Annotated in this window: 21 protein-coding genes; 13 read left to right on the top strand and 8 right to left on the bottom strand. The window is 70.1% G+C overall.

Annotated elements, in window-relative coordinates:
• On the bottom strand, positions 1–861 hold the full coding sequence (locus ACWIGI_RS39270; RefSeq protein WP_454208725.1) for an ABC transporter permease: 861 nt from the start codon (positions 859–861) through the stop codon (positions 1–3).
• Positions 861–1,595 (bottom strand): ABC transporter permease, encoded by a 735-nt coding sequence (locus ACWIGI_RS39265; protein ID WP_454208747.1) that lies wholly within the window; start codon positions 1,593–1,595, stop codon positions 861–863. The genes ACWIGI_RS39270 and ACWIGI_RS39265 overlap by 1 nt, the downstream gene beginning before the upstream one ends.
• Positions 1,596–1,937: 342 nt before the next feature.
• Here ACWIGI_RS39265 and ACWIGI_RS39260 point away from each other — a divergent pair, with 342 nt between their 5' ends.
• The 5 genes from ACWIGI_RS39260 to ACWIGI_RS39240 all read left to right on the top strand — a co-directional run bounded on the left by ACWIGI_RS39260 (position 1,938) and on the right by ACWIGI_RS39240 (position 7,149).
• A complete protein-coding gene (locus ACWIGI_RS39260) occupies positions 1,938–3,212 on the top strand; it encodes a PucR family transcriptional regulator (protein WP_454208724.1) in 1,275 nt (424 codons plus the stop codon).
• A gap of 233 nt (positions 3,213–3,445) precedes the next feature.
• Entirely contained in the window at positions 3,446–4,429 is a 984-nt protein-coding gene (locus ACWIGI_RS39255) for an alpha/beta hydrolase (RefSeq protein ID WP_454208723.1), read from the top strand.
• Positions 4,430–4,500: 71 nt separating this feature from the next.
• A complete protein-coding gene (locus ACWIGI_RS39250) occupies positions 4,501–4,719 on the top strand; it encodes a hypothetical protein (RefSeq protein ID WP_454208722.1) in 219 nt (72 codons plus the stop codon).
• A 5-nt stretch (positions 4,720–4,724) separates the two neighbouring features.
• The gene (locus ACWIGI_RS39245; protein WP_454208721.1) at positions 4,725–5,729 is read left to right on the top strand and encodes a hypothetical protein; all 1,005 of its coding nucleotides are present in this window, start codon (positions 4,725–4,727) and stop codon (positions 5,727–5,729) included.
• Between the two features lie 268 nt (positions 5,730–5,997).
• Positions 5,998–7,149, top strand: a complete 1,152-nt coding sequence (locus ACWIGI_RS39240; protein ID WP_454208720.1) for a lipase family protein — start codon at positions 5,998–6,000, stop codon at positions 7,147–7,149.
• A gap of 337 nt (positions 7,150–7,486) precedes the next feature.
• On the opposite strand, the gene ACWIGI_RS39235 is transcribed toward ACWIGI_RS39240, so the two are convergent.
• Together ACWIGI_RS39235 and ACWIGI_RS39230 are read right to left on the bottom strand one after the other, a co-directional pair.
• Positions 7,487–7,987: a pyridoxamine 5'-phosphate oxidase family protein gene (locus ACWIGI_RS39235; RefSeq protein ID WP_454208719.1), complete on the bottom strand. Its 501-nt coding sequence runs from the start codon at positions 7,985–7,987 to the stop codon at positions 7,487–7,489.
• A gap of 29 nt (positions 7,988–8,016) precedes the next feature.
• Positions 8,017–9,462 carry an MFS transporter gene (locus tag ACWIGI_RS39230; protein ID WP_454208718.1) on the bottom strand — a complete coding sequence of 482 codons (1,446 nt, stop codon included), beginning with the start codon at positions 9,460–9,462 and terminating at the stop codon, positions 8,017–8,019.
• Between the two features lie 86 nt (positions 9,463–9,548).
• On the opposite strand from ACWIGI_RS39230, the gene ACWIGI_RS39225 reads away from it, so the two are divergent.
• A complete protein-coding gene (locus ACWIGI_RS39225) occupies positions 9,549–10,007 on the top strand; it encodes a winged helix-turn-helix transcriptional regulator (RefSeq protein WP_454208717.1) in 459 nt (152 codons plus the stop codon).
• A gap of 242 nt (positions 10,008–10,249) precedes the next feature.
• Here ACWIGI_RS39225 and ACWIGI_RS39220 read toward each other — a convergent pair whose 3' ends face one another.
• Positions 10,250–10,933, bottom strand: a complete 684-nt coding sequence (locus ACWIGI_RS39220; protein ID WP_454208716.1) for an alpha/beta fold hydrolase — start codon at positions 10,931–10,933, stop codon at positions 10,250–10,252.
• 234 nt (positions 10,934–11,167) lie between these two features.
• Here ACWIGI_RS39220 and ACWIGI_RS39215 point away from each other — a divergent pair, with 234 nt between their 5' ends.
• The 3 genes from ACWIGI_RS39215 (at position 11,168) to ACWIGI_RS39205 (ending at position 14,208) form a co-directional block, all read left to right on the top strand.
• Positions 11,168–11,869, top strand: coding sequence for a TetR/AcrR family transcriptional regulator (locus ACWIGI_RS39215; protein WP_454208715.1), 702 nt, complete (start codon positions 11,168–11,170; stop codon positions 11,867–11,869).
• Positions 11,870–12,018: 149 nt separating this feature from the next.
• Entirely contained in the window at positions 12,019–13,005 is a 987-nt protein-coding gene (locus ACWIGI_RS39210; protein WP_454208714.1) for an AurF N-oxygenase family protein, read from the top strand.
• A gap of 84 nt (positions 13,006–13,089) precedes the next feature.
• Complete coding sequence (locus ACWIGI_RS39205) at positions 13,090–14,208, top strand: acyl-CoA dehydrogenase family protein (protein ID WP_454208746.1); 1,119 nt, start codon at positions 13,090–13,092, stop codon at positions 14,206–14,208.
• Between the two features lie 14 nt (positions 14,209–14,222).
• Here the strand turns inward: ACWIGI_RS39205 and ACWIGI_RS39200 are convergent, their stop codons facing one another.
• Both ACWIGI_RS39200 and ACWIGI_RS39195 read right to left on the bottom strand, forming a co-directional pair.
• Positions 14,223–15,647 (bottom strand): DUF1254 domain-containing protein, encoded by a 1,425-nt coding sequence (locus tag ACWIGI_RS39200; protein ID WP_454208713.1) that lies wholly within the window; start codon positions 15,645–15,647, stop codon positions 14,223–14,225.
• A gap of 435 nt (positions 15,648–16,082) precedes the next feature.
• The gene (locus ACWIGI_RS39195; RefSeq protein ID WP_454208712.1) at positions 16,083–17,090 is read right to left on the bottom strand and encodes a PHP domain-containing protein; all 1,008 of its coding nucleotides are present in this window, start codon (positions 17,088–17,090) and stop codon (positions 16,083–16,085) included.
• Between the two features lie 55 nt (positions 17,091–17,145).
• Between ACWIGI_RS39195 and ACWIGI_RS39190 the strand changes: the two genes are divergently transcribed.
• Entirely contained in the window at positions 17,146–17,778 is a 633-nt protein-coding gene (locus ACWIGI_RS39190; RefSeq protein WP_454208711.1) for a TetR/AcrR family transcriptional regulator, read from the top strand.
• A 285-nt stretch (positions 17,779–18,063) separates the two neighbouring features.
• Positions 18,064–20,700 carry an AAA family ATPase gene (locus ACWIGI_RS39185; RefSeq protein WP_454208710.1) on the top strand — a complete coding sequence of 879 codons (2,637 nt, stop codon included), beginning with the start codon at positions 18,064–18,066 and terminating at the stop codon, positions 20,698–20,700.
• On the opposite strand, the gene ACWIGI_RS39180 is transcribed toward ACWIGI_RS39185, so the two are convergent.
• Positions 20,690–22,048 (bottom strand): hypothetical protein, encoded by a 1,359-nt coding sequence (locus tag ACWIGI_RS39180; protein ID WP_454208709.1) that lies wholly within the window; start codon positions 22,046–22,048, stop codon positions 20,690–20,692. The genes ACWIGI_RS39185 and ACWIGI_RS39180 overlap by 11 nt on opposite strands.
• Before the next feature lie 274 nt (positions 22,049–22,322).
• Here ACWIGI_RS39180 and ACWIGI_RS39175 point away from each other — a divergent pair, with 274 nt between their 5' ends.
• Both ACWIGI_RS39175 and ACWIGI_RS39170 read left to right on the top strand, forming a co-directional pair.
• On the top strand, positions 22,323–23,285 hold the full coding sequence (locus ACWIGI_RS39175; RefSeq protein WP_454208708.1) for an amidohydrolase family protein: 963 nt from the start codon (positions 22,323–22,325) through the stop codon (positions 23,283–23,285).
• 108 nt (positions 23,286–23,393) lie between these two features.
• Positions 23,394–24,083, top strand: coding sequence for an alpha/beta hydrolase (locus ACWIGI_RS39170; RefSeq protein ID WP_454208707.1), 690 nt, complete (start codon positions 23,394–23,396; stop codon positions 24,081–24,083).
• The last annotated feature ends 124 nt before the right edge of the window (positions 24,084–24,207 follow it).

Below are 24,207 nucleotides of genomic sequence, written 5' to 3'. Positions count from 1 at the left end.
CTATCCCGTGAAACTGATGGCCGCGTTGAATCCCCACAGCGCGATGGAGAGCACCATGTCGATCGCGATGATGGCGACGAAGCTCGCGCGGACCGCCCGGCCCGAGGCGATGCCGACACCTTCCGGTCCGCCGACGGCGAAAAATCCTTGATAGCAATGGATCAGAATGACGGCGGTGCTGAAGACGGCGACCTTGGCGACCGCCGCGAGCATGTCGAATCCGGAGATGAACTGAAAGAAATAGTGGTCGTAGACACCGGCGGGCTGCCCGTGCACCAGGGTGATCAGACCCCGGCAGGCGAGGTAGCTCAGCACCAGGGCGACCAGGAAGGTCGGCACGATGGCGACCACCCCGGCGATCACGCGGGTCGTCACCACGAAGGGCACCGACCGCAGGCCGAGCGATTCCAGCGCGTCGATCTCCTCGGAGATGCGCATGGAACCGATCTCGGCGGTCATGCGGCACCCGGCCTGGGCGGCGAAGCCGATGGCGGCGGCGATGGGAGCGAGTTCGCGGGTGGTCGCGAAGGCCGAGACCACGCCCGTCACCGGCCCGAGGCCCAGCATGTTCAGCGTCGCGAAGGACTCCACGCCCACCGAGGCGCCCATGGCCAGCCCGAGCACGATCATCATGGGCACGGTCCCGCCGCCCACGATCACCGAGCCGCGGCCCCAGGTCATATTGGTGATGGCCCGCAGCGTCTCGGCGCGATAGTGCATGAGCGCCAAGGGAACAGCGGAGAGCACCTGCCAGGTGAAGCCCGCCGCGAAGCCCAGCGATTCGAACGGGCGCAGCGCGCCGCGCGGACCGGGCACCCGCGCGGTCCAGGCCAGGGCGCGGGGCCGGTACGGCGCGGCCATCACGCCAGCCTGGTCGGCAGGAACATGGCGGTGAGCTGGGTGATGGCCAGGTTCACTACCACGATGGAGACCACCGACAGCACCACCGCGGCATTGACCGCGTCGGCCACGCCCCGGGGTCCGCCCTTGGCCTCGAGCCCGCGCTGGCAGGCCACGATCACCACCAGGAAGCCGAAGACCAGCGCCTTGATCAGCGAGACCCAGACGTCGGCGGTGGTGGTGAACGAGCCGAAGGTCGCCCAGTAGCTGCCCGGGGTGACGCCCTGCCCGCCGATGGCCACGACGTATCCGGCGAGCACGCCGATGAAGATGATCAGGATGTTGAGCAGCGGCGCGACCAGCAGCATGGCCGCCATGCGAGGCACGACCAGCCGCTGAATCGGATTGATGCCCATGGTTTTCAGCGCGTCGATCTCCTCGCGGATGGTGCGCGCCCCCAGGTCCGCGGCGATGGCCGCCGCGCCCGCGCCGCCGAGCAGGAAGCCGGTGGCCATGGGCGCGCCCTGTTTGATCACGCCGAGTCCGCCGGTCGCGCCGAGCAGCGAATCCGCACCGAGCGTGTGGATCAGATTGCCGACCTGTACCGAGACGATGACCCCGAAGGGAATCGCCATCAGCAATCCGGGCAGCGCGGTCACGGTGATCAGCCGCCAGGCCTGAATGATCATCTCGCGCCACTGGAATCGGTTGCGCGCCATATCGCCGAACGCGACGACGACCGACTCCTCGGCCATGCCGACGGCGCGCCCGAAGGTGCGGATCGCATCCAAGACGGTTTCAGCAAAATTCTGGCGAACCGTTGAAATCACGGTTCGCCGACTCGAGGCCCCGGCATTCCGAATCTCCCCCGCGCCGACCTCGACTACCACCCTGCGGCATCCTTCCCCTGGCCCGAATGCGTTGGCCCGAATAATCCGGACCGGTGTTCGAATCTAGGGCGGCCGCGTGAGGAGTGTCACTGCACGGATCGCAGAAGATCCCGATCGGTTTTTGTCTCTCGAGTGCAAGACAGCTGTCCAGCGAAGCGGTTCTTCAGGAAACTTGCCGCAAACTCTGTCGCCGGTGACAATTTGGCGATGGTCGCCGTACGCCCCGAACTCGATCTCGACTCCGCCCTCTTCCAGCGTTTCACCGCGCTGCTGCCCACCGTGGCGGAGGAACTGTTCGGGGCATCGCTGGCCACCATGCCCGAGGTGGCCGAACTTCCGGACGATCACTTCACCCCCGACGTGCTGCCCGCCATCGTGGCGACCATGACCGGATTCCTGCACTCGCTCCAGGAACAGCGTCCTTTCAGCGTCGCCGAGATCTCGGACCACATGACGCCGGTGATCCAGCGGCACGTGGAAGAGCGCATTCCGGTGCGCGCGCTCATCGACGCCTTCTTCGGCGGCGCGCGCCGGCTGTGGACCATGGCGCTGGAACTGGCCGAGCCCGAGGATCTTCCGGATCTGATCGCGTTCTCGCTCGTGCTGTTCGACCTGCTGAACAACCTCACCCTGGCCATGGCCGACGACTACCTGGCGGTCGAGCAGTCGTTCACGGGCATCGAACGCGACGCCCGGCGGGCGCTGTGCGCGGCGCTGCTGCGCGGCGCGGACGTCGGCGAGCTCGCCGTCAGCGCGGACCTGAGACCCGCCGCGGAGTACGACGTGCTCGCCATCCGCGTCCGATCGGCGGCCCACGCCGAACCGCTCGCCGGGCACGCCATGGCTCGCCGCCGCCTGCGCCTGGTCCAGAACGCGCTCGACGATCTCGTGGGCACCAGCGCGCTGCACACCTTCGACGGCAGCTCCGGCATCGCCCTGCTGCCGGTTCGGTCCGACGGCGGCCGGGCCAGATATCTGCGCCTGGCCACCATGCTCACCCAGCAGCTCGGGACCGCGGTGCTGCTCGTACCGTGGCACCGGGTCGCCACCGCCGAACTGCCGGAACCCGCCCGGCAGGCCACCGAACTCGCGGAGCTGGCCGCCATGCTCGAACGCCCGGGCGGGGTCTACGAATTGGACGATCTACTACTGGAATTCCAGTTGACGCGCCCCGGACCCGCGCGGGACCGGCTCGCCGACCGCATCGCGCCGCTGCTCGACCACCCGCACCTGCTGGAATCGCTGGACGCCCATATCCGATTCGGCGCCGACCGTAAAGCGGCGGCGGCGGAAGTGCACGTGCACCCCAACACCTTCAGCTACCGTCTGCGTCGCGTGGCCGAGCTGACCGGCATCGATCCGGCCGATCCCGGGGGCTCCCGCCTGATCGCCGCGGCGCTCATCATTCACCGGCTCTATCCGGCCGAGAGCCCTGCGCGCGTGGACAATACACCCGTCGAGCGCCTTGTTCCCGGAGACTAATCGGCCCGCGCGCTTTCTCCTCTCGGTGCAGTGACGCGCCCGTCCTGGACTGCCAATACTGATGATTCGGCCGCGGCGACAGGTCGTGCCCACCGGTGCCCGGAGACTATCCGGGCGCCGGCCGGGCGCCTTCTGCCGACGCCGGCCCGGTCCCGCCGGCGGAGCATCCGCGGCGGAACCGCGACGGCGGCGCACCGGCGCGCCGCCGTTTCGCAGCAGAGGGAGGCAGGGGCATGAGCTCCGAATTCAACGGCACGCCACAGGCGTTCGCGCGCACCGATTTCGACGGGGTGAGTCGACAGGGCCGGATGGTGCACGCGTTCGTGCGCGGCTCCGTCAAGCCCGTCATCACCGCGTGGTCGCGCGGTCCGCAGCGGCGCTGGCCCTACCCTGTCGTCGATCAGCTCGGCCGCGTGCTGCCGCCGGTGCGGGGGGTGAAGCGCGAACTCCGCTCGCTCCCAAACTGTTCCGCGGTGCTGGCCACTCCGGCGCGACGCGTGGGCGGGCGGTTCGTCATCTACGCGCACGGTGGCGCGTTCCTGGTCGGGGGCCGTCAGCTGCACCGGCACATGGTCGGTCGCCTGGCGACGCTGCTCGGCGCGCAGATGCTGAGCGTGCAGTACCGGAAACTGCCCCGGCACACCATCGCCGACGCGGTATCGGACTGTGTCGACGCGTACCGGTACGCGCTGGATTCGGGTGCGGACCCCGCGGAGATCGTGGTGATGGGTGATTCCGCGGGCGGCTATCTGACCATGATGACCGCCATCGAGGTCAAACGCCGAGGACTGCCCGCGCCCGCCGCACTGGTGGCCATGGCGCCCCTGGCGGACTGGGATTTCACCGCCAAGCTGGCAGCGCCGTCGGCGGCAACCTGCGCGGTGTTCCCCGCGGCCATGGTGCCGATCTTCGGCGAATTCGTGCGCGCGGCGGTTCGCGACACCGTGCTGGAGTCCCCCGCGCACTGCGACCTCACCGGCTTGCCGCCGACCCTGATCCAGGCCAGCCGCGACGAAATGGTCTATCCCGACGCGGTTCTGCTCGCTGAGCGGCTGAGCGCCCACGGTGTGCACACCGAACTGCAGACCTGGCCCGGTCAGGTGCACGTCTTCCAGGCGGCCTCCGGGTTCGTCCCGGAGGCCACCCGCGCGCTCGGTGAGATCGCCGATTTCGTGAACCGGACACTCGCCAGGCCCCGGCTGTCCCGCAGCGCCTGACCGAGAACCGCAGTACCCGAGCATCATTCATCGCACCGCCGTGCGATTCACCCGACAGGAGCATCGCTCGAATGACGGACCCGAGGGCCGAGCTGTACACCGAACTCGGCGGTGAGCCGCGCGCCGTGCTGGACGCGCTCACCGATCGGGAGGCCGAGCTGCTGCTGCGACACCTGCGGCAGGCGCGCACGGATCAGCACGAAAGCCTGTTCCAGGCCATGGATTCGGCGCTGAACGTACTACCCGCCCTGCTGCGCAGGCCCGCCCGCTCGATTCTGTTCGGAAAGTGAGAACGATGACCGACCTCGTCACGCGCGGCCAGCTCGAACAGCTCGCGCAGACCGTGGCCGCCCCGGTGGCCGAGCTGGAGTCGCTGACCCGGCTGGGCGCGGACGACATTCGCGCACTGCGCGAACGGATGTCGGCGCTGCTGTACGACGCGCACGCCGACACCTTCGCGCGGGTGTCGAAGCTGGCCCCGTTGATTCCGAACGCGCTGGCCGCCAAGGTCGCGCTCAAGGCCGTGCCGCCGGAGGTCGCGGGACGCGCGGGCGGCGCGATAGGCATCGACCACCCCGATCGCGCGGCGGGGCTGCTCGGCGCCTTGACCACGACCTACATGGCCGACGCCGCCCCGTTCCTGGATCCGCGCGCGATCGCGGTCCTCGCACCGCGCATCCCGGCCGCGGTACTCATCCCGGCCGCGAACGAACTGCTCGCCCGGCGGGACTACGTGACCGCGGCGAGCTTTCTCGACCACGCGCCCGACGAGCTGATCGCGGACTTCGAGCGCGGCATCGGCGACGACGCCGGCCTGCTGCACACGGCCGCGCTCAGCTCGTCCGCCGAGCGCCTCGCACATGTGATCCGGCTGCTGCCGCCCGGCCGCCGCGACCGGGTTCTGCGCACGGCGACCTCCGGCGCCGCGGCGACCGCACTGGCCGGGCTGTCGGTGCTCGCCAGGCTGGACTCCGATATCGGGCGTGAGCTGTGCGACACGCTGTTCGGCGGACCCGACGTCGAGACCGGCATCCTGTTCACCGCCGCGCACGCCGCGGGTGCGCACAGGGAACTTCTCACCTGTCTTGCCGCACTTGATGATTCGGTCCGCACGGAGCTCGCCCGGCATCCGGCACTGGCCGACCGCGAGACGGTCGAAGCGCTGGCGGGCGCCGCCGACACGGACGAGCACCGGGCGGCGTTGCTCGCCATCGCGTCGTACGGTGGCGAGGAGTTGCGCGGCTGGATCGCCGCCGCCCTGCCCGAACCCGCCGATCAGCTGACGGAGGCCGCACGATGAGATGCTCGACCGTTCCGCCGCTCGCGGCCGCACGACGGCACGGGGACTTCCAGACCCGCCCGGCTCCAGATCATTCAGCGCCCGCGGTCCACGCACCGCGCCCCGCGCCGGGTGCGGCTGACACGGTCGTTGCACCGGCGGCGACCGCGGTAGGCAACAGACGTGGGACTGCACTGCCCACCAATGAATCTCACCGCGATGCGGTGCTTCGGGCCTCGATCACCGATGCGCTGGGCGGGCGCCTCGATCAGCCGTCCGAGGCGCGCTGATGCGACGGCCGACCACGCCGCTGCGCGCGGCCGCCCTGCGGCACCGCGACTTCTACCGACCGGCAGCGGACGGGGTGGCGGCGGGACCGCCGGGAACCCTCGTGCGGGCCGAGCCCATGATCGCGCGGCTGCTGCCGGGCATCGGCCTGCGGGCGCACGCGTGGCGCGTGCTGTACACCAGCACCACCGCCCTCGGCGCCCCCGTCGCGGTCTCGGGGACCGTGCTGGTGCCGCGCCGCCCCTATCCGGGGCAGCGGCCGCTGATCGGTTACGCCATCGGCACGCAGGGACACGGAGCCCATTGCGCGCCGTCACTGCAACTGCTCACCGGGCTCGAATACGAGACGGCGCTGATCATGGCGCTGCTGCGGCGCGGCTGGGCCGTCGCGCTCACCGACTATCCGGGGCTCGGTGCTTCGGGGCGGCACCCCTACATCGTCGGGCGAGCCCTGGGGCCGGCGGTGCTGGACAGCATGCGCGCCGCCCGGCAGCTGGAGGCGGCCGCGCTGCCGCCGGACGGGCCGGCGGCGTTGTTCGGCTATTCCGAAGGCGGGACCGCGGCGGGCTGGGCCGCACAGCTCCAGCCCACCTACGCGCCCGACGTCCCGCTCGCCGCGGCCGCGCTCGGCGGGGTGGCCGCTGATCTGGAATTCCAGGGCGAGTTCCTCGACGGCGGGCGGTTCGCCTGGCTGCTCGCGTACACCGCGCTCGGGATGGACGTCGCGTATCCGGAACTGGATCTCGACGGCTATCTCACCCCGGCCGGGCGGGCAATGGCCACGCGCCTGGCGGATACGCACATCGTCACCCAGATCCTGACCGGGCTGCCGTTCCGCTTCGATCGCCACCGGTACCTGACCGAGGATCTGATGGCCCACCCGGACTGGCTGGCGCGGTTCCGGGAGAACCGGCTCGGCGGGATCGCGCCGGCCGCGCCGGTGCTGCTCACCCACGGGCAGCGGGACCAGGTGCTCGGCTACGCGCAGGCCCCGGTCCTGCGCGACGAGTGGACCCGGCTCGGGGTCGATGTCACCTTCCGGGGCTTCCGGGGACTGGAACACCTGACCGCGGGTCCGGCGCATACGCGAGTGGCCGTGCCCTGGCTGGCCGGGCAGCTCGGCGAGGGCCGCCGCCGGCGCCGCGCCGCCTGACCCGGCACCGGAAACTCGCGAGGAGGGCCGTCGCCGCACCACAATGGTTGCTGGACGCGGTTTTTCGAAATCCATCAGCACGTTGAGCTCGGCCGGCGGAACCACACTGGAGCTGGGCCGGCCGGGCGACCGGGAATCCGGCTGACCGTTACCTCGTCCCCCGGTAGAGCACACCGTGCGGATCCCTGCCGGATGACCCGATGCGCCGAGGCACCTACCCGGCAGGTGTGGCGCCGCACTCGACCACCGGACACCGCTCCGCCCACATGGGAAAGGCCCGGAGCCACACCGAATCGGTTGTGGGGCCGGGCCTTTCGGCGGCCCTCGACACGGGGGCTCAGCGGGCCGCCACCTCGGCGGGGGCCTGCCAGAGCGTGCTGCGCAGGTCCCGCCCGCGGATCACCTGGATGCGCCAGGGGTCGAGCTTCAGGATGTGCAGCTTCGGATCCTCGATGCCGGTCCAGAAATTGCTCAGCGGATAGCCCGCGCCCCGGGGGCTGGTGTTCAGGTACAGATTCCAGACGTGCTGACGGGTTGTCAGGTCCTCCAGGGGAATCCAGTCCGCGGTGGCGTCGATGTGCACCGAGTTCTGTTTGCGGTTCCAGTAGGAGAACGTGGTGTTCGGGTTGTTGGCCAGGTGCGCCTCCTTGACAGGGGTGCGGTAGGTGGCGAGCCAGCCGACGGGGATGCCGTCCACCGTCTCCCACACCGGGATGAGCACCCGGGCGCGAGGGCGGTTCTGGCGATCCACGGTCACCATGTGGGCGTAGACGGTTTCGCCGATGTAGTCGTCGAACTGGGTCTCGATGTCGGCGAAAGCCGTTGTCTTGGCGGTCATGTCGAAATTGCTCTCGAATCGAACGGTGGTCAGGCCGCGGCGGTGGCGGGGATCTCGGCGGGCTCGGCTGCCGTGGAGCCGGCAGCGCGGCGCAGGCCGAAGGCGCCGAACAGGCCGGCCAGAACCACCGCGATCACCGGGACGAACAGGGCCGTGCGGATCGCGTCCATCCCGCTCGCTCCGGAGGCGATGGCGGCCACGTGCACCGCGGTGACCGCGGAAACGCCCAGGGCGAAGCCGAATTGGAAGGCGGTGTAGAGCAGCCCGCCCGCCAGGCCGTGCTCCCGCTCGTCGATACCGTCCGTACCCGCGATGGTCAGCGGGCCGTAGACCAGGGCGAAGGAGATGCCGAGCAGGATGAGCGCGGGCAGAATCGCGGTGTAGGCGGTATCCAGGCCCATGGGCAGCAGGAGCAGGTAGGCCACCGCGGCGATGACGACGCCGCCGAAGACCACCCGGCCGTTGCCGAAGCGTTCCACCAGTTTCGGGGTGAGCAGTGGCGCGAGAATCGCGTCGAGTCCGATCACGGCCATCGCCAACCCGGTCTCCATGGTGCTCCAGCCGCGCAACTCCTGGAAGTACAGCGCCGCCAGGAACTGGAAGCCGGCGAAGGAACCGATGAACAGCAGCGCGATCACGTTGGTGCGCACCAGGTTCGCGTTCCGCAGGATGCCGAGGCGCACCAGCGGATCGGCCACCCGGCGCTCAGTGAGCACGAACAGTCCGAGCAGGGCCAGTCCCGCCGCGAACACCGCCGCGGTCAGCGCGGGGCCCTCACCCGGGTGTTCGAGCCGGACGACGCCGTACACCAGCAGCATCATCGCGCCGGTCACCGAGATCGCGCCCACCACGTCGACCGTGCCGCGTTCGGACCGCGGGCCCTCGGCGTCGCGCACCAGGGCGAGCGCGGCCACCAGGATCAGCGCCGAGAGCACCACCGGCGCGAAGAAGACCCAGCGCCAGCCGAAGGTGGTGAGCACGCCGCCGACCACCATGCCGAGCGAGAAGCCGCCCGCGCCCACTCCGGCGTAGACCAGCAGCGCCCGGTTGCGCACCGGCCCCTCCGCGAAATTGGTGGTGATCAGCGAGAGCCCGGCCGGCGCCATGAACGCCGCGGCCACGCCGGTGACGAAGCGGGCGGTCAGCAGCATCCAGCCCTCGGTCGCGAAGCCGCCGAGACCGGAGAACACCACGAATACCGTGAGCCAGAACAGGAATACGCGCCGGCGCCCGAACAGATCCGCGGCGCGGCCGCCGAGCAGCATGAATCCGCCGTAGCCCAGGACGTAGGCGGAGACGACGCCGCTGAGCATGCCGGTGGACAGGCCCAGATCGGCGCGAATGGACGGCAGTGCGACGTTGAGCATCGCGACGTCGATGCCCTCGAGGAAGATGGCGCCGCTCAGGACGGCGAGTACCGCCCACGCGCGAGCGGACATGTCGGTGAAGACCGCGGGCGGCCCGGATTGCAACATCGTGCAACTCCCTTGATCAACGGTTCCCCAGCGTGGGGTCGGTTACTTCTTGTTACCAAGGGAAGTTTCGGGCAAGATTCGATCGCATGGAAGACGGCACATTCAAGTCACCCGGTGACTGCGGGGATACCGACCCTGACCTGTACGCGGTGCACTGGGACGCGCGCAACGACTGCGAGGTGCGCCAGATTCTGGACCGCGTCGCCGACAAATGGTCGCTCCTGGTGATCGCGCTCCTGGAGGAGCGGACCCTGCGTTTCAGCGAACTCAAGTACAAGATCGACGGCGTGAGTCAGCGCATGCTGAGCCGCACCCTGCGCCAGCTCGAGCGCGACGGTCTGGTGGAGCGCACGGTCTATCCGACGGTCCCCCCGCGCGTGGACTACGCGCTGACCCCGCTGGGCGCGAGCCTGCACACGACCATCAAGGCGCTGGTCACCTGGACCGAGGCGCATCAGAACCAGATCGCCGCGGCGCGAGACGCGTACGACCGGCAGCAGGCGCTGGCCGAGGCGGGCACGCTGCCCGTGGCGCTCGCGCACTGACATTCGGGAGTCGTCGGCTGTCGCGAGAATTCAGTCCACCGAGCGGATCGACTCCCGCGAGATCTCGGCCGACCTCGAAGTGTGCTGGTACGCAGCCGGATTTGTAGGCAGCCGCGGGCACGCACGTCGCCGGGAGCCCGTTCGGTCGGCGCGGCCCGCACACCCGCCCGGATTCCCGCCGCCTACACAGGCAGGCGCGCAGGCGGGGACTCGGACCGCCACCGTGGTGACGGCACGTCGGATCAGGCCGTCTCGAGGAACTCGGCGATGATGCGCGCCAATGCTTTCGGGTCCTCCAGCATCGGGAGGTGGCCCGTCGCCAGCTCGCGGGGCGCGGCGGGGGTCAACCGGACGGCGTAGCGGTGTTGCAGCGCGGGGGCGAACTCGCGGTCGGCGGTCGTCACCACGTAGCCGGCCCGCTCGGGAAAAGCGTGCGGGGACAGACGATCCCGGTACAGCCGCTGCGACTCCGGGGTGAAATCGGCGATGAGCCGGGCGAGGTCGTCCTCCCCCAGCCCGGAGCCGAGGCCGGCGCGAATCGCCTTCTCCGGCGGGCGGGTACCGGCGATACGCATGATCGGCCCGATGACATAGCGCTGCGGCACGGGCAGGGCCGAGACGAACGAGCCGCCGGGCACGGGGATCGAGGCGGCGACCCCGAGCACCCCCGCCACCCGATCGGGTGCGGCCGCGACGATCTCACCGGCCACGGCCCCGCCCGCCGAATGCGCGACGAGTATGAAACGCCCCTCGGGCGCCTGGGCCAGCGCGGCCTCGGCGTACTCCCGCAGGCTCGCCCGGCCGCCCCGGGGATACTCCGCGACCACCGAGGACACCGGCAGCTCGGCGCGCACCCCGTCCCAGATCCACGCGGGCAGGCCCGCGCCGCTGAGGAACAGCACCGGGGTGGAGGACTCGAGCGGCATATCCGCTCCTTTCCGACTAGTGGCGAGCCCGGATCGGGCACGGGCCGGCGGCGGTAGGCACGACCGCACCGCCGAACACGCGACACCTGCAACCGGATCGCGCACAGTGATCTTCCCCGCTCGGCCGCGAACGGGACGGCCCGGGGCCGGGCGCGCAGATCTGCGCGACGTGGGCGAACCCCTGCCGCGGACCGGGGGACGATACGGACGCGGCCGGGATGGGATGCTTGGCGGATGGTGTCGGAAAGCGCGGATGTTCCCGGTGGACGGTGGGGTGACCACAACCTGGAGCGCCGGCGCGCCATCATGGAGGCCCTGATCGCCCTCATCGAGGAGTCCGAGCCCGGGGCCGAGATTCCCCTGCAGCTCATCGCCGAACGAGCCGGGATCCGGCGGTCGGTGGTCTACCGGCACTTCACCGATCGCAAGGATCTGGACGCCAAGACCCGCGAGTTCGCGGTCGAGTCCAACGTGGACCGATTACTGCCGACCCTGGACCTGTCGGACAGCCTGTACGACACCGTCTTCGGGATCGTCGGGCCGTATGTGGCGCTGGTGGAAGCACATCCGCGCCTGCACGAGTGGGTCGAACACGGTCCCGGCAGTCATGACCCGGCCGGGCGTGCGGTGGTGACCGGCACGAAAGCAGCTATCGCGGAACGTGTTTCGACACTGTTCAGCATGTCGATGGCGCTGCTCGACATCCAGGAACCCGGGGTGGAGGTCGCCGCCTTCGCCGTGGTGTCGATGGCGGACGGCGCGATCACGCGCTGGATGCGGACGAGCCCGAGGGAGTATCCGGCGGCCGAGGTGACCCGGCTGCTCACCGATTCCATCTGCTACATGATCGACGGCCATGCCCGAGCGCACGGCGTCGAGATCGATCCGCACCTGCCGCTGCGCGAGCTGCTGGACCGGACCACCACCGACGCCTGATCCGGCCGCCGCGCTCGCGGCCGCCCGCACATTCTGTTTGCGACACGATGTCGCGGTCACCCTTGTTCGACGCCACCCGGCCGGGGTACGGTCGTGTCACGACGTGATCGAGACACCGTGTCACGTTCATTCGATCAGGAGTGCTGGGGATGAATTCCACAACGCAGACCGCGGCCGCGCAGTCCGACGCGCACTACACCGAGACACTGGCGACCCTGTCCTACGGGTCCGTGCACAAACGTTTCGACCCGTACCTCGACATCGACTGGGACCACCCGGATTTCGCGGTCCGAGCCGATGACCCGCGCTGGGTGATGCCCCCGGAGGACGCGCTCGGCGCGCACCCCTGGTACCGCGCGCTGCCGCTGGACCGGCAGATCCAGATCGGCATGTGGCGACAGGCCAATATCGCCAAGGTCGGCCTGCAGTTCGAGAACATCCTGATTCGCGGGCTCATGCAGTACGTGTTCTCGGTGCCCAACGGCTCACCCGAATTCCGCTACTGCACACACGAATCCATCGAAGAGTGCAACCACACCATGATGTTCCAGGAGGTGGTGAACCGGATCGGCATGGATACCCCCGGGATGCGGACCTGGGTGCGCTACGTCGGGCCGCTGGTCCCGTTCCTGGCCTCGATCTTCCCCGAGTGGTTCTTCGTCATGGTGCTGGCCGGCGAGGAGCCCATCGACCACGGGCAGAAGCTGCTGCTGCGCGCGGGCCGCGACACGCACCCGATGATCCAGCGGGTGATGGCGATCCACGTGGCCGAGGAGGCCCGGCACATCAGCTTCGCGCACAACTACCTGGAGAACGCGGTGCCGCGGATGGGCCGGATCCGCAAGTTCGCGCTGTCCCTGCTGTTCGCGCCGACCATGCGTATCATCTGCGATCTCATCGCGGTGCCCACGCGCAAGTTCCGCGAGGACTGCGACGTGCCCAAACACGTGGTGGACGAGATCTTCTGGAGCAGCCCGGAATCCCGGAAGAACCTGCGCGACTTCTTCGCCGACGTCCGCATGCTCGCCCACGGCCTCGGCCTGATGAATCCGGTCGCGCGGGTGCTGTGGAAGCTCTGCAAGATCGACGGCCCGGTCTCGCGCTACCGCAGCGAGCCCGCCCGTACCGCGCACTGAGCCGCGCCCGCAACACCTTTCGGCAACCGTCCTGTCTCGAAGAAGAGAGTTCCGCACGTGACAACCCCCTACCGCTCCCGCTGGATGGACGATGACCTGGACGCGCTGCGCGATCTGGCGCGCTCGTTCTGCGAGAAGGAGATCGCTCCGCACATCGAGCGGTTCATCGACCAGCACCACGTGGATCGCGAACTGTGGCAGGTCGCGGGGTCGCTCGGGCTGCTGTGCATGTCGATACCCGAGGAATACGGCGGCGGCGGTGGCACTTTCGCACACGAGGCCGTGCTCATCGAGGAGCAGGCCCGAATCGGCGACTCCTCGTGGGGCGCCGCGCTGCACAGCGGCATCGTCGCGCACTACCTGCTCGCCTACGGCACCGAGGAACAGAAGCGGCACTGGCTGCCGCGGCTGGCCTCGGGCGAGGTGGTGGGCGCGATCGCCATGACCGAACCCGGTACCGGCTCCGACCTGCAGAACGTGAAGACGCGCGCGGTGCGCGACGGTGACGAGTACGTCGTGGACGGCGCGAAGACCTTCATCACCAACGGCGGCCAGGCCGATCTGATCATCGTCGTGGCCAAGACCGGAGGTGCGGGCGCACAGGGGATTTCGCTGATCCTGGTCGAGGGCGACCGGCCCGGCTTCCGGCGCGGCCGGGTACTGGACAAGATCGGCCAGCGCGGACAGGACACCTCCGAGCTGTTCTTCGACGCGGTGCGGGTGCCCGCGACCAACCTTTTGGGCACGGTCGAGGGCCAGGGCTTCATCCAGCTCATGCAGCAGCTCCCCCAGGAGCGCCTGATCATCGCGGTGGGATCCACAGTCGCGGTGGAAACCGCACTGGCACAAACCCTCACGTACACCAAGGCGCGAGAAGCGTTCGGCAAACCGGTGTTCGGCTTCCAGAACACCAAGTTCACCCTGGCCGAGGTGGCCACCGAGGCACGAATCATGCGCGTGTTCACCGACGACTGCGTGGAGCGCCACATCCGCGGCGAACTCGATATCCCCACGGTGGCCATGGCCAAGTGGTGGACCAGCGAGCGGGCGATGGCCAACATCGACCAGTGCCTGCAACTGCACGGCGGCTACGGCTACATGACCGAGTACCCGATCTCCCGCCTGTGGGTGGACAACCGGGTACAGAAGATCTACGCGGGCACCAACGAGATCATGAAGGAGATCATCGCCCGCACGCTGTGAGACCCGCCGCCCGGCTAGCCGGAGGTGATGACGGGCGGCTGCCAGGTGTGGTCCACGGCCTGCGGCCGGGGCGCGTACAGCCGCATGGTCAGGGTGAATCTGCCGTTCTCCGGAATGGGCAGCCAGTTCGCGGTCGCGAGTTCTGTTGCGGGCCTGGCGTTCTGCACGACGATGTCCACGCTACCGTCCGGATTGCGGCCGACCGGGAGCTGATGCCCCACCGAGTAGACGCCGTCCGGGTTCGGGATCAGGAAGCCGTCGGCCGCGTAGGCGGTGATGGACCAGAAGGCGTCGACCGGCGGCAGCTGCCCGGGCTCGAAGTGGATGGTCAACCTGGTTTCCGGTCCGTCGGCGCTGCCGTAGTAGGACGGATAGAGCGCGTCCTCGGGGAGGTTACCGCCCAAGCCCACGCGGGCCACGTACGCGCGCATGTCGTAGTCGGTGCCGTAGCGCCCGGCGTCGGCACTGTAATTCCACTGGTTGATGACGGTGTTCTTCGGATTGCTGTAGTTGTTGACCCGCTGCTGCCCGGTGATCACGGCGCCGTTCAGCAGGTCGGCCGAGTCCGGGCCGATGGTCCCGCCCGGCACGATGCCGATCGACGAAAACCGTTGCAGCGCGGGCGCGTCGGCCGGCGTGGGCTGATCGACGGTCATGACCGCGTTCATCCGGTCGAAGTACGTCCGCCCGTCCATCCTCGCGACGATGTCCACCGGGTCCGCGGGCGCGGGCGGCGCGGCCGGCGGGTTGCTCGTGCCCGGGTTCGCCGTCCACGCGCTCAGCGGCGCGATCTTCATCGCGTCCTGAATCGCGTGCACGGCGGGCAGATCGGCCTCGCCGTTGACCTGAACCCGCCCGAGCAGCCACACCTGCGGGGTCGGCACCGGCATGGCCGTGACGCCGTCCGGCAGCGTGCCGGACCAGCCGGGCGGGGTGAAGGCGTAGGTGAAGGGCCCGGTGTTCGCTCCCGAGATCGCTTGCGGCCGAACACTGCTCGGGTTCTGGGCGACGTTCGTCCACATGTCCATGGTCTGCAACAGCCAGTAGCGGCCGGCTTCCACAGCGGGCATCTGAACCACGACGGGTTCGGCGCGCAGATCCAGCCACGCCTTGGAGTACAGCGTGTCCTGGTTCGGGCGCACCAGTGATCGATTCGCCGCGTCCGGCAGGGTCCGGGAGTGATCGAAGTGGCCGGCGGGCGCGCTCGTCTCCCGCGTGACATCCATGATGACGAGCGGATAGCCGAAGACGTAGGCGTCGGCAGCCACCGCGCCGGGGTCGGACGCGGGTGGCGGTGCGACGGATGTCGACGTACCCGACGTCGATTCGGGGCGCCCGCAGGCCGCGACGCCGATCGTGGTGACGGCCAGCGCACCCGCCCCGATCAGCAACGAACGACGCCCGAGCACACCCGCCACCGGGTTCACAGCGATCCCCACGCCTGCAGCAGGTAGGTGACATTCGACATGATCGAGGTCACCACATCGGCGAAATTGATGGCGGCGGAGCCCAAATCGATGAGCGGAAAATTCATGAAGCACCTCACTTGGTGGATTTCTGCACTGACCGCGCCCACTGTTCCGCCGGGCAGTGGGTGGGCGCCTCACCCCAAAGGTGTGAACCGCCAACCGGGCTGGTCGACCCGTACGGCGGTCATCGCTCGCATACGACATCACCTGGAATAGGTGAGTCGCCCACACGCGGCGCACGACAGGATCGGATTCCCGGCACCCGCCGGGAATGGAGTGTGATGACCTCGATCTGCGGGGCGACCGTGGTGGCGGTCCAGCCCAGCAGCCGGTTGTGGCGCTCACCCTCGGGCAGGTGCGACGCCCGAGCCCCACGGGACCACTCGGGCCTGCGCCCGCCCGCTGTCAGGCGCGAGTCAGCCTGCGGCGCAGCTCTTCCCACGGCCAGGTGTTGATGACGCGCTCGGCGGGGACACCGTTGTCCGTCGCGCGCTGGGCGCCGTAGCCGAGGAAGTCGAGCTGGCCCGGGGCGTGGGCGTCGCTGTCGATCGAGAAGTCGCAGCCGATCTCCAGGGCCTGGCGCAGCAGGCGGGACGGGGGATCGCGGCGTTCGGGGCGGGAGTTGATCTCTACGGCTACGCCGTGGTCGCGGCAGGCGGTGAAGACCTGGTCGGGGTCGAAGGCCGATTCGGGGCGGGTGCCGCGGGCGCCCTCGACCAGGCGGCCGGTGCAGTGGCCCAGGACGTGGGCTCGGCCGCCCGACACCGCGCGCACCATGCGCCTGGTCATGGCGTCGCGATCCATGCGGAGCTTGGAGTGCACGCTCGCGACCACCACGTCCAGGCGGGCCAGCAGGTCGGCGTCTTGATCGAGTGAGCCGTCGTCGAGGATGTCGACCTCGATGCCGGTGAGGATCCGCATCGGGGCGAAGCGTTCGCGCAGTTCGTCGATGACGTCGAGTTGGGCTCGCAGCCGGTCGGCGGACAGGCCGTTGGCCACCGTCAGGCGCGGCGAGTGATCGGTGAGGGCGCAGTACCCGTGGCCCAGAGCCTGTGCGGCGGCCATCATCTCGTCGATCGGCGCCGAGCCGTCCGACCAATTCGAATGCAGGTGCAGGTCCCCTTTGAGGGCCGCCCGCAGCTCGCCCCCGCCCAGATCCCCGGCCGCGGCCCGCAGCTCTACGAGCAGGTCCGGTTCGCCGCCCGCCCACGCCTGGGCGATCACCGCGGCCGTCTTGGGCCCGATGCCGGGCAGGGACTGCCAGCCGCCGGATCGGCCCAGCGTCTCGCGCTGGGCGGGGTCGAGCCGTTCGACGATGTCGGCGGCCCGGCGATAGGCCATCACCCGCCGGGACTCCTCGCGGGCGCGATCCTTGAAATAGGCGATCTCACGCAGTGCGGCGACCGGATCCATCACTCCAGTGTGCGCGCGGACCGGGACGGGACGCGGGTGCGGCTACGGTTACCGGGTGACGAGTTCGACTACGCGCACCTACGGCGGGCTGTCCGTCGACGACCGCAGGGCCCAGCGGCGGCGGCAGTTCCTGGCCGCCGCGCTCGTGGTCTTCGGCGACGACGGGTACGCCAACAGCTCCATCGCGAGCATCTGCCGGACCGCCGGCCTGGCCCGCGCGCAGTTGTACGAGCACTTCGACAATCGCGAGGATCTGCTGCTCGCGGTGTACGACATGATCCAGGAGGACGCGCGGACCGCGCTGGTGACCGCGCTGTCCGAGACCGACGCGACCGGTATCGCGGCCCGGGCCCGGATCGCGGTCACCGCCTACGCCGAATCGCTCGGCCAGGATCCGCGCCGGGCGGCGATCTCGTTCGTGGAGATCATCGGCGTCAGTGCGCGCGTGGAACAGCACCGGGTGGATCAGCGCCGAATCTGGCTGCAGTTCGCCGAGGCCGAGTTGCGCTACACCTTCGGTGAGGACTACACGCCGCCGGGCGGATACGCCTCCGCGGCAATGGGATTCGTCGGCGCCCTGATGGCGCTGGTGCACAACTGGAGCGCCGCGCCGTCGCGGTCCGCACTCGACGACATCATCGAGACGCTGACCTGCTTCCTGACCGGACTGGCGCCCGCGCCGAGCTGACGGCCCGGGGCCACGGCCGGTGCCGCGGCGCCCGCGTGCGGCCGGCCGAAGCCGAGCGGGCAACGGCGGCGAGTGCTCGGCCCGCCGCGCCTCGGTACACACCCGAAGGTGAGACTATTCAGTATCACAATTGAGACAACCCGGGAGCGTTCGCGCCACCGGCCAGCTACCATCGGCGATTTGTTAGACGTTTTCGTTCAACAATAGTCCGGGTGCGGCTCCGGGATACGCTCGACCACGAGCCTGCCCCGCATCGATCCTTCGTGAAGGGAGCGTTCCTCTCCGATGCCGCAGCACAGCACGCCCGCGCCGCACCTGTACGGCCGCGACCGGGAACGCCGGGAACTGGACCGGCTGCTGGACGGGGCGCGAGCGGGCGCCGGCTCGGCATTGCTGCTCATCGGTGAACCGGGCATCGGGAAAACCACCCTGCTGCGTTATGCCCGCTCCCGCGCTGCGGACTTCCGGGTACTCGACTGCCGCGGTGTGCCCAGTGAATCCGAACTGGCCTTCGCGGCGCTGCATCAATTGCTGTGGCCGGTGCTCGACCGGATCGACGCGCTGCCCACCGCGCAAGCCGCGGTGCTGCGCGGCGCACTGGGCCTCGGCGGGCATGCCGGGGACCGGATGCTCATCGGCGTCGCGGTGCTGACACTGCTCTCGGAACTGGCCGAGGAGCGCCCGGTGCTGATCGTCATCGACGACCTGTACCTACTGGACGAACCCAGCCGCAACTGCCTGCGCTTCGTGGCCCGGCGCGTCGCGGAGGAGTCCATGGTCGTCTTGGCGGCGACCCACCCCGGGACCGCGAACACCGAGGCGACGCCCAGTCTGATTCTCACGGGGCTGGACGCATCCAGCGCCAAAGCCCTTGTTGCCGAACATAATCCGAGCTTGAGTCCGCCGCGTGCCAAGCGACTCGTCCAGGTCACCGGCGGAAATCCGCTCGCGCTACTGGAATTGGGCCGCGGCGCGAGCGCCGAACTCGGTCCGGCCGCGACCGCTCCCCTGCCGCTGGGGCCGCGCTTACGGGCCTCGTTCGATGCCAGGTTGCGGGCGCTGCCCACGACCGAACGCACGGTCGCGCTCATCGCCGCCGCCGACGACGGCGCGGACGCGCGCACAGTCCGCACGGCCGCAGAACTGCTCGGCGTGTCCGCCGAGAATTGGTCCGCCGCACTGAATTCCGATCTCCTGCACCTGGCCGACGGCCGGATAACGGTCGAGCACCCGCTGATTCGCGCGGCGGTGTACGAGAGCGCCGAACCCGGCGAGCGCCGGTCCGCGCACGCGGCGCTGGCACGGGCGTACGCGAACACCGATCCGGACCGGCACGACTGGCACCTCGCGGCCACGGCCACCGAACCCGACGAGAGCATCGCCGCCACCCTGGACGCCGCCGCCGAACGCGCCCGGATCCGCGGCGGCGCGCTGTCCGCCGCACGGCTGTATCGGCGCGCCGCCGCGCTGTCCCCGGACGCGGAGGCGGCCGCGGGCCGGTTGGCGCGGGCCGGGCGGGCGGCGTGGGACGGCGGCGACGTCGAATCCGCGCGGGAGCTGCTGGCCGGGGCCGAGGAGCGGATCGGGTCCGCGCGGGTGGGCGCGGCCGCGGGTGGCCTCGCCGGACTGCTGGAACTGGGGCTCGGCGATCCCGAGCGCGCGCGGCACATGCTGCTGCGGGACGCGGAATCCGCCGCGCCGCACTTCGGCGCGGAACTGCGGCATCTGGCGCTGCGCGCATCCTGGGCGTTGCGCGATCCGCTCGGTGCGCCCGAGCTGCGCGACATCGCCGCGATCGACATCGCGAGCGGCGCCGACCTGCCCCCGTACCGCCTGCCGATCGCCGAGGTCGCCATCGACCTCGGCGCGGAAACCCATGCGCTGCGGCTGTATTCGGAGTGCATCGAGCGCATGCGCGCCGAAGGACCCATCACCTGGCTCGGCTACTCACTGAGCCAGCGGGCCATGCTGCGCTGTGCGCTGGGCGCCTGGGACGACGCCATCGCCGACGCCCGGGAGGCGATCGCGCTCGCCGAGGACTTCGGCGGTCTGCAGACCCCCGCCTACGGTTACAGCGCACTGGGATTCATCGCCGCGGTGCGCGGCGACACCGCCGCCGCGGCCGAGCTGACCGAGCACACCCTGGGATTCGCGCTTCCGCGCCGCTTCTATCCGCTGACCGCCGGGGTGCATTGGTCACGCGGTGTCGGCGCGCTCGGCGCGGGGCGACCGGACGAGGCGTTCGACGCCCTGGACCCGATCTCGGCCCCGGGGCATATCGCGCACCACCCGACCGTTGCCGTGCTGAGCGCGGCCGATACCGCGGAGGCCGCCATCCGGATCGGCCGATTCGACCACGCCCGTTCCTGTCTCGACCGTTTGATCGCGCACGCGGAACACGGCGGCGCGGCTTGGGCGGTGGCGGACCGGCACCGGGTCGATGCACTGCTGACCGGTGACGACGGGGCCGAAGCGCTGTTCGCGGCCGCGCTGGCGGCCGCGCCCGCCGATCGCCCCTTCACCTACGCTCGCATCCAGCTGCTGTACGGCGAATGGCTGCGGCGGGTGCGCCGCCGCCACGAGGCCCTGGAACTACTTCGTCCGGCACACAACACCTTCCAGCGTTCCGGAGCGCGCCCGTGGGCCGAACGCGCCGGGCGCGAGATCATCATGGCGGGCGACCGCGCCACCACCGCGACGCCCGCGACCTCGCCCGCCTCCGACGTTCTCACCGCCCAGGAATTGCAGGTGGCCCGCCTGGCCGCGACCGGCCTGACCAACCGCGAGATCGCCGCCCGCCTGCTGATCAGCCCCCGCACGGTCGGAAACCACCTGTCCCACATCTTCGCCAAGCTCGGCCTGGCCGGTCGAGGCGATCTGGGCAACATCGATTTCGAGAACGGCTTCCGGCTCACGACCTGACCGCGACGGCGGTAGTTCTCGGCTCGGCCCGCGGCCGGTTTCCCGGGCGTGGGGCGCGCAGACGGCCCACGGCCAGCGCGACGGCGCCGCAGCCCACGGTGACCGCCACCGCGGTCCAGCCCGGAACCCAGTTGTCGGTGGGCGGGCTGTGGAACCAGACCTTGGAGCTGCCGACGTGGTCGAAGCGGCGGCTGGTCACCGCGGCCACCACCGCGGGGGCGATCAGGGCCATGAGAGCCAGGGGCAAGGTCGAGAGCTCCTGCGGCACAATCGATCCGAAACAATAGCCGCCGACGGCCGCCATCAGCGCGCCGCCGGCCACGGTCAGCGGCTCCGAACCGGCGACGTTGTTGGTGACGGCCTCGAACACCGCGAGCAGTATCGTCGCCGCCACGGCCAGACCCGGTCGCGGCAGCCGGTTCCCGGCCCACAGGCCTGCCGCGACGGCGGCGATCAGGACGAGCGGGAACCAGGCCGGCCGGGGGCCGGTACCGACGACACCGCCGGCGGCGGCGAAGGCCACCGCGATCGCGATCAGCACACCGTCGCGGGCGGCCAGCAGCAGCGCCGCCACGAGGGTCGCGACCACCACCAGCACGCTGCCGGCGACGATCCGGAAGATCCAATTCTCCTGCTCGGCGAGAACTTCCGTCCGCAGCAGGGACGCGGACACCAGGACCAGCACCGCCGTCACCGGGCGCAGCGGTATCTCATCGCAGGGCACGGCGTCGGACAACCGGTGCCGCCAGGCACCTCGGGCCAGCAGCACGAGCGCGGTGACGAGGAGAAGGAACGAGGGCGGGTCGACCAGTGCCCAGTGCAGAACGTGATGCGGGTGGCCGCCGTCCGCCGGGGGAATGACGCGATTCCCGACGAGGATGCCCGACAGCGCACCCAGCAGCAGCCCGAACACGGCCGGGCGGCGACCACCCGTGAGCGCCGCCAAGGCGCCCAGCAGCGCACCGCCCACGATCGCGTCCACGTAGCCGAAGGTGGCCAGTTCGTTGGTGAGCCCGTGCGCCACCGCGTGGCTCAGCAGCAGGAGCCCCGCGCAGAACGCCGCGGTCAGCCACGCCATGCGAACGGTGGCGGCCGTGCACAGCACCGCCACGACCACCGCCGCGAGGGCCGCGGTGGCGGTCGCGCGCGGCACGTTGAAGATGAGCATCTGCAGTTCCGGGAGTGATCCGTGCGCCGCCCACTGGAAGTCGACGGGCACGCTGACCGCCAGACCGGCCACGGCCGCGCTCACGCACAGCGTGACAACCTCCCACCGAATGCCGTGGCCGCCGGGCATGACGCTCTCCTCCTGGACTCCGCCGGCCATGGTGACCGGGCGTGAGGTCACGCTACGAACGCCCGGGACCGGCGGCCTCACGCGAACCGGGTGAACAGCGCGCACGCCGTATGACCCCCTTCACACCCGGAGTACGCTTTCTTCCGGTTGTCCGGTTCATCAGGTGCCCTGTCCGGTTCACCACGTGCCGATCGGCTCGCTTCACCCGCTCTGGGTGGGGCCCGGCGCACACGGCGCTCCTACCGTGAAGGCGAATCGATCGGAGCACCGCTCGGATACCCGTGTAACCCCGCAGGACCGGTCCGGAAACGGAACAGGAGCATCCATGCGAATCGATGTACACGCGCACTACTGGACCGACGACTATCTCGATCTCCTGGTCGGTCTCGGCAAGACCGACACCGATACCCAGCGCGGAATGGGCGCGGGGCGGGGCGCGGAACTCGCGGCCAGACTCCGGCTCATGGATCGCGCCGGGGTCGACATGCAGGTCCTGTCCACTGCACCGCAGAACCCCTACGGCGAGGATCGGGAAAAGGCCGTCGCCGCAGCGCGTTTCGTGAACGACCAGTACGCCGGCGTCGTCTCGGCCTATCCGGACCGGTTCCTGGCCTTCGCATCCGCGCCGCTACCGCACATCGATGCCGCCATCACCGAGATCCGCAGGGCGCTGGATGATCTCGGCATGGTCGGGGTGGCGCTGAACACCACGGTGCTCGATCGCGCGCTGGTGGATCCCGAATTCGCCCCGATCTTCGCCGAACTCGATCGGCGCGGCGCGGTGCTGTACCTGCATCCGGCGGGGAACAGCGCCTGCTCGCCGCTGATCTCCGGCTATCATCTGACCTGGATGGCGGGCGCGCCGATCGAGGACACGATCAGCGTCATGCAGTTGATCACCAACGGTTTTCCGCTGCGCTATCCCAACATCAAGATCATCAACTCGCACCTGGGCGGTGCGCTTCCCATGCTGTTGCAGCGCGCCGACAACCAGTACCTGTGGGAGGCCCCGCAGACCCCCGAAGCGCCCAGCGTTCTCGCGCGCATGATGTGGTACGACACCGTCGGACACGGGCACCTGCCCGCCCTGCGGGCCGCCATCGACTCCTTCGGCGCGGATCGGCTCGTCCTGGGCACCGACTTCCCCTACGAGGCCGACAAGATCTTCGTTCGCGCGATCGACTACGTCTCCGATCCGAGCATCGCACCCGAGGATTCGAGCGCGATCCTGGAAACCAACGCCGAGCGATTGTTCGGACTCGTGCACGCCGCGAGTCGCACCGCGTGATCTCCACGGCCGGCCCGCGTGGCCGGCGCGCCGGGTGCTCCCGGTCGCCTTCGTTTCGAAAAGGCACGACATCAGCAGGCACGACATCAATGGAGAGGTAGACCCGTAATGGCCAAGCCCGCAATCGTTCTCGTCCACGGATTCTGGGGCGGCGCCGCCCACTGGGCGAATGTCATCGTCGAACTGAAGCAGCGCGGATACACCGACCTGCACGCCGTGGAGAACCCGCTGACCTCGCTCGCCGACGACGCCGAGCGCACCCGCAAGATGGTTCGCCAGATCGACGGGCCGGTGTTGCTGGTCGGTCACTCGTACGGTGGAGCGGTCATCACCGAGGCCGGTGACCTGCCGAACGTGGTGGGCCTGGTCTACATCGCGGCCTTCGCCCCGGACGCGGGCGAGAGCCCCGGGCAGATCACCCAGGAGCAGCCGCCCGCCGCCGCCGCGAACCTGGCCCCCGATTCCGACGGCTACCTCTGGGTCCGGCAGGACAAATTCCAGGAGAGCTTCTGCCAGGACCTGTCCGATGACGACGCACTGGTCATGGCGGTGACCCAGAAGGCGCCGCTGGCCTCCACCTTCGGCGACACCGTCACCGCGCCGGCCTGGAAGGTCAAGCCCAGCTGGTACCAGGTGTCCACCGAGGATCGAATGATCCACCCGGACAACGAACGCCGCATGGCGGCGCGGATCGAGCCGCGCAAGACCATCGAATTGGCCGCGAGCCACGCGTCGCTGGCCTCGCAGCCCAAGGCCGTGGCCGACCTGATCGACCAGGCCGCCGCCGAACTCGGCTGACTCGGGGCCCGGGGGGGGGGGGGGGGGGCCCCCCCCCCCCCCGGCCCCCCCCCCCCCCCCCCCCCCCCCCCCCCCCCCCCCCCCCCCCCCCCGCCCCGACCACAAACCCCCCCCCACAAACACC

The organism is Nocardia sp. NPDC055321, assembly GCF_053645575.1.
The sequence above is the reverse complement of the archived record's forward strand: the minus strand, read 5'-3'. Positions and strand labels throughout refer to the sequence as shown.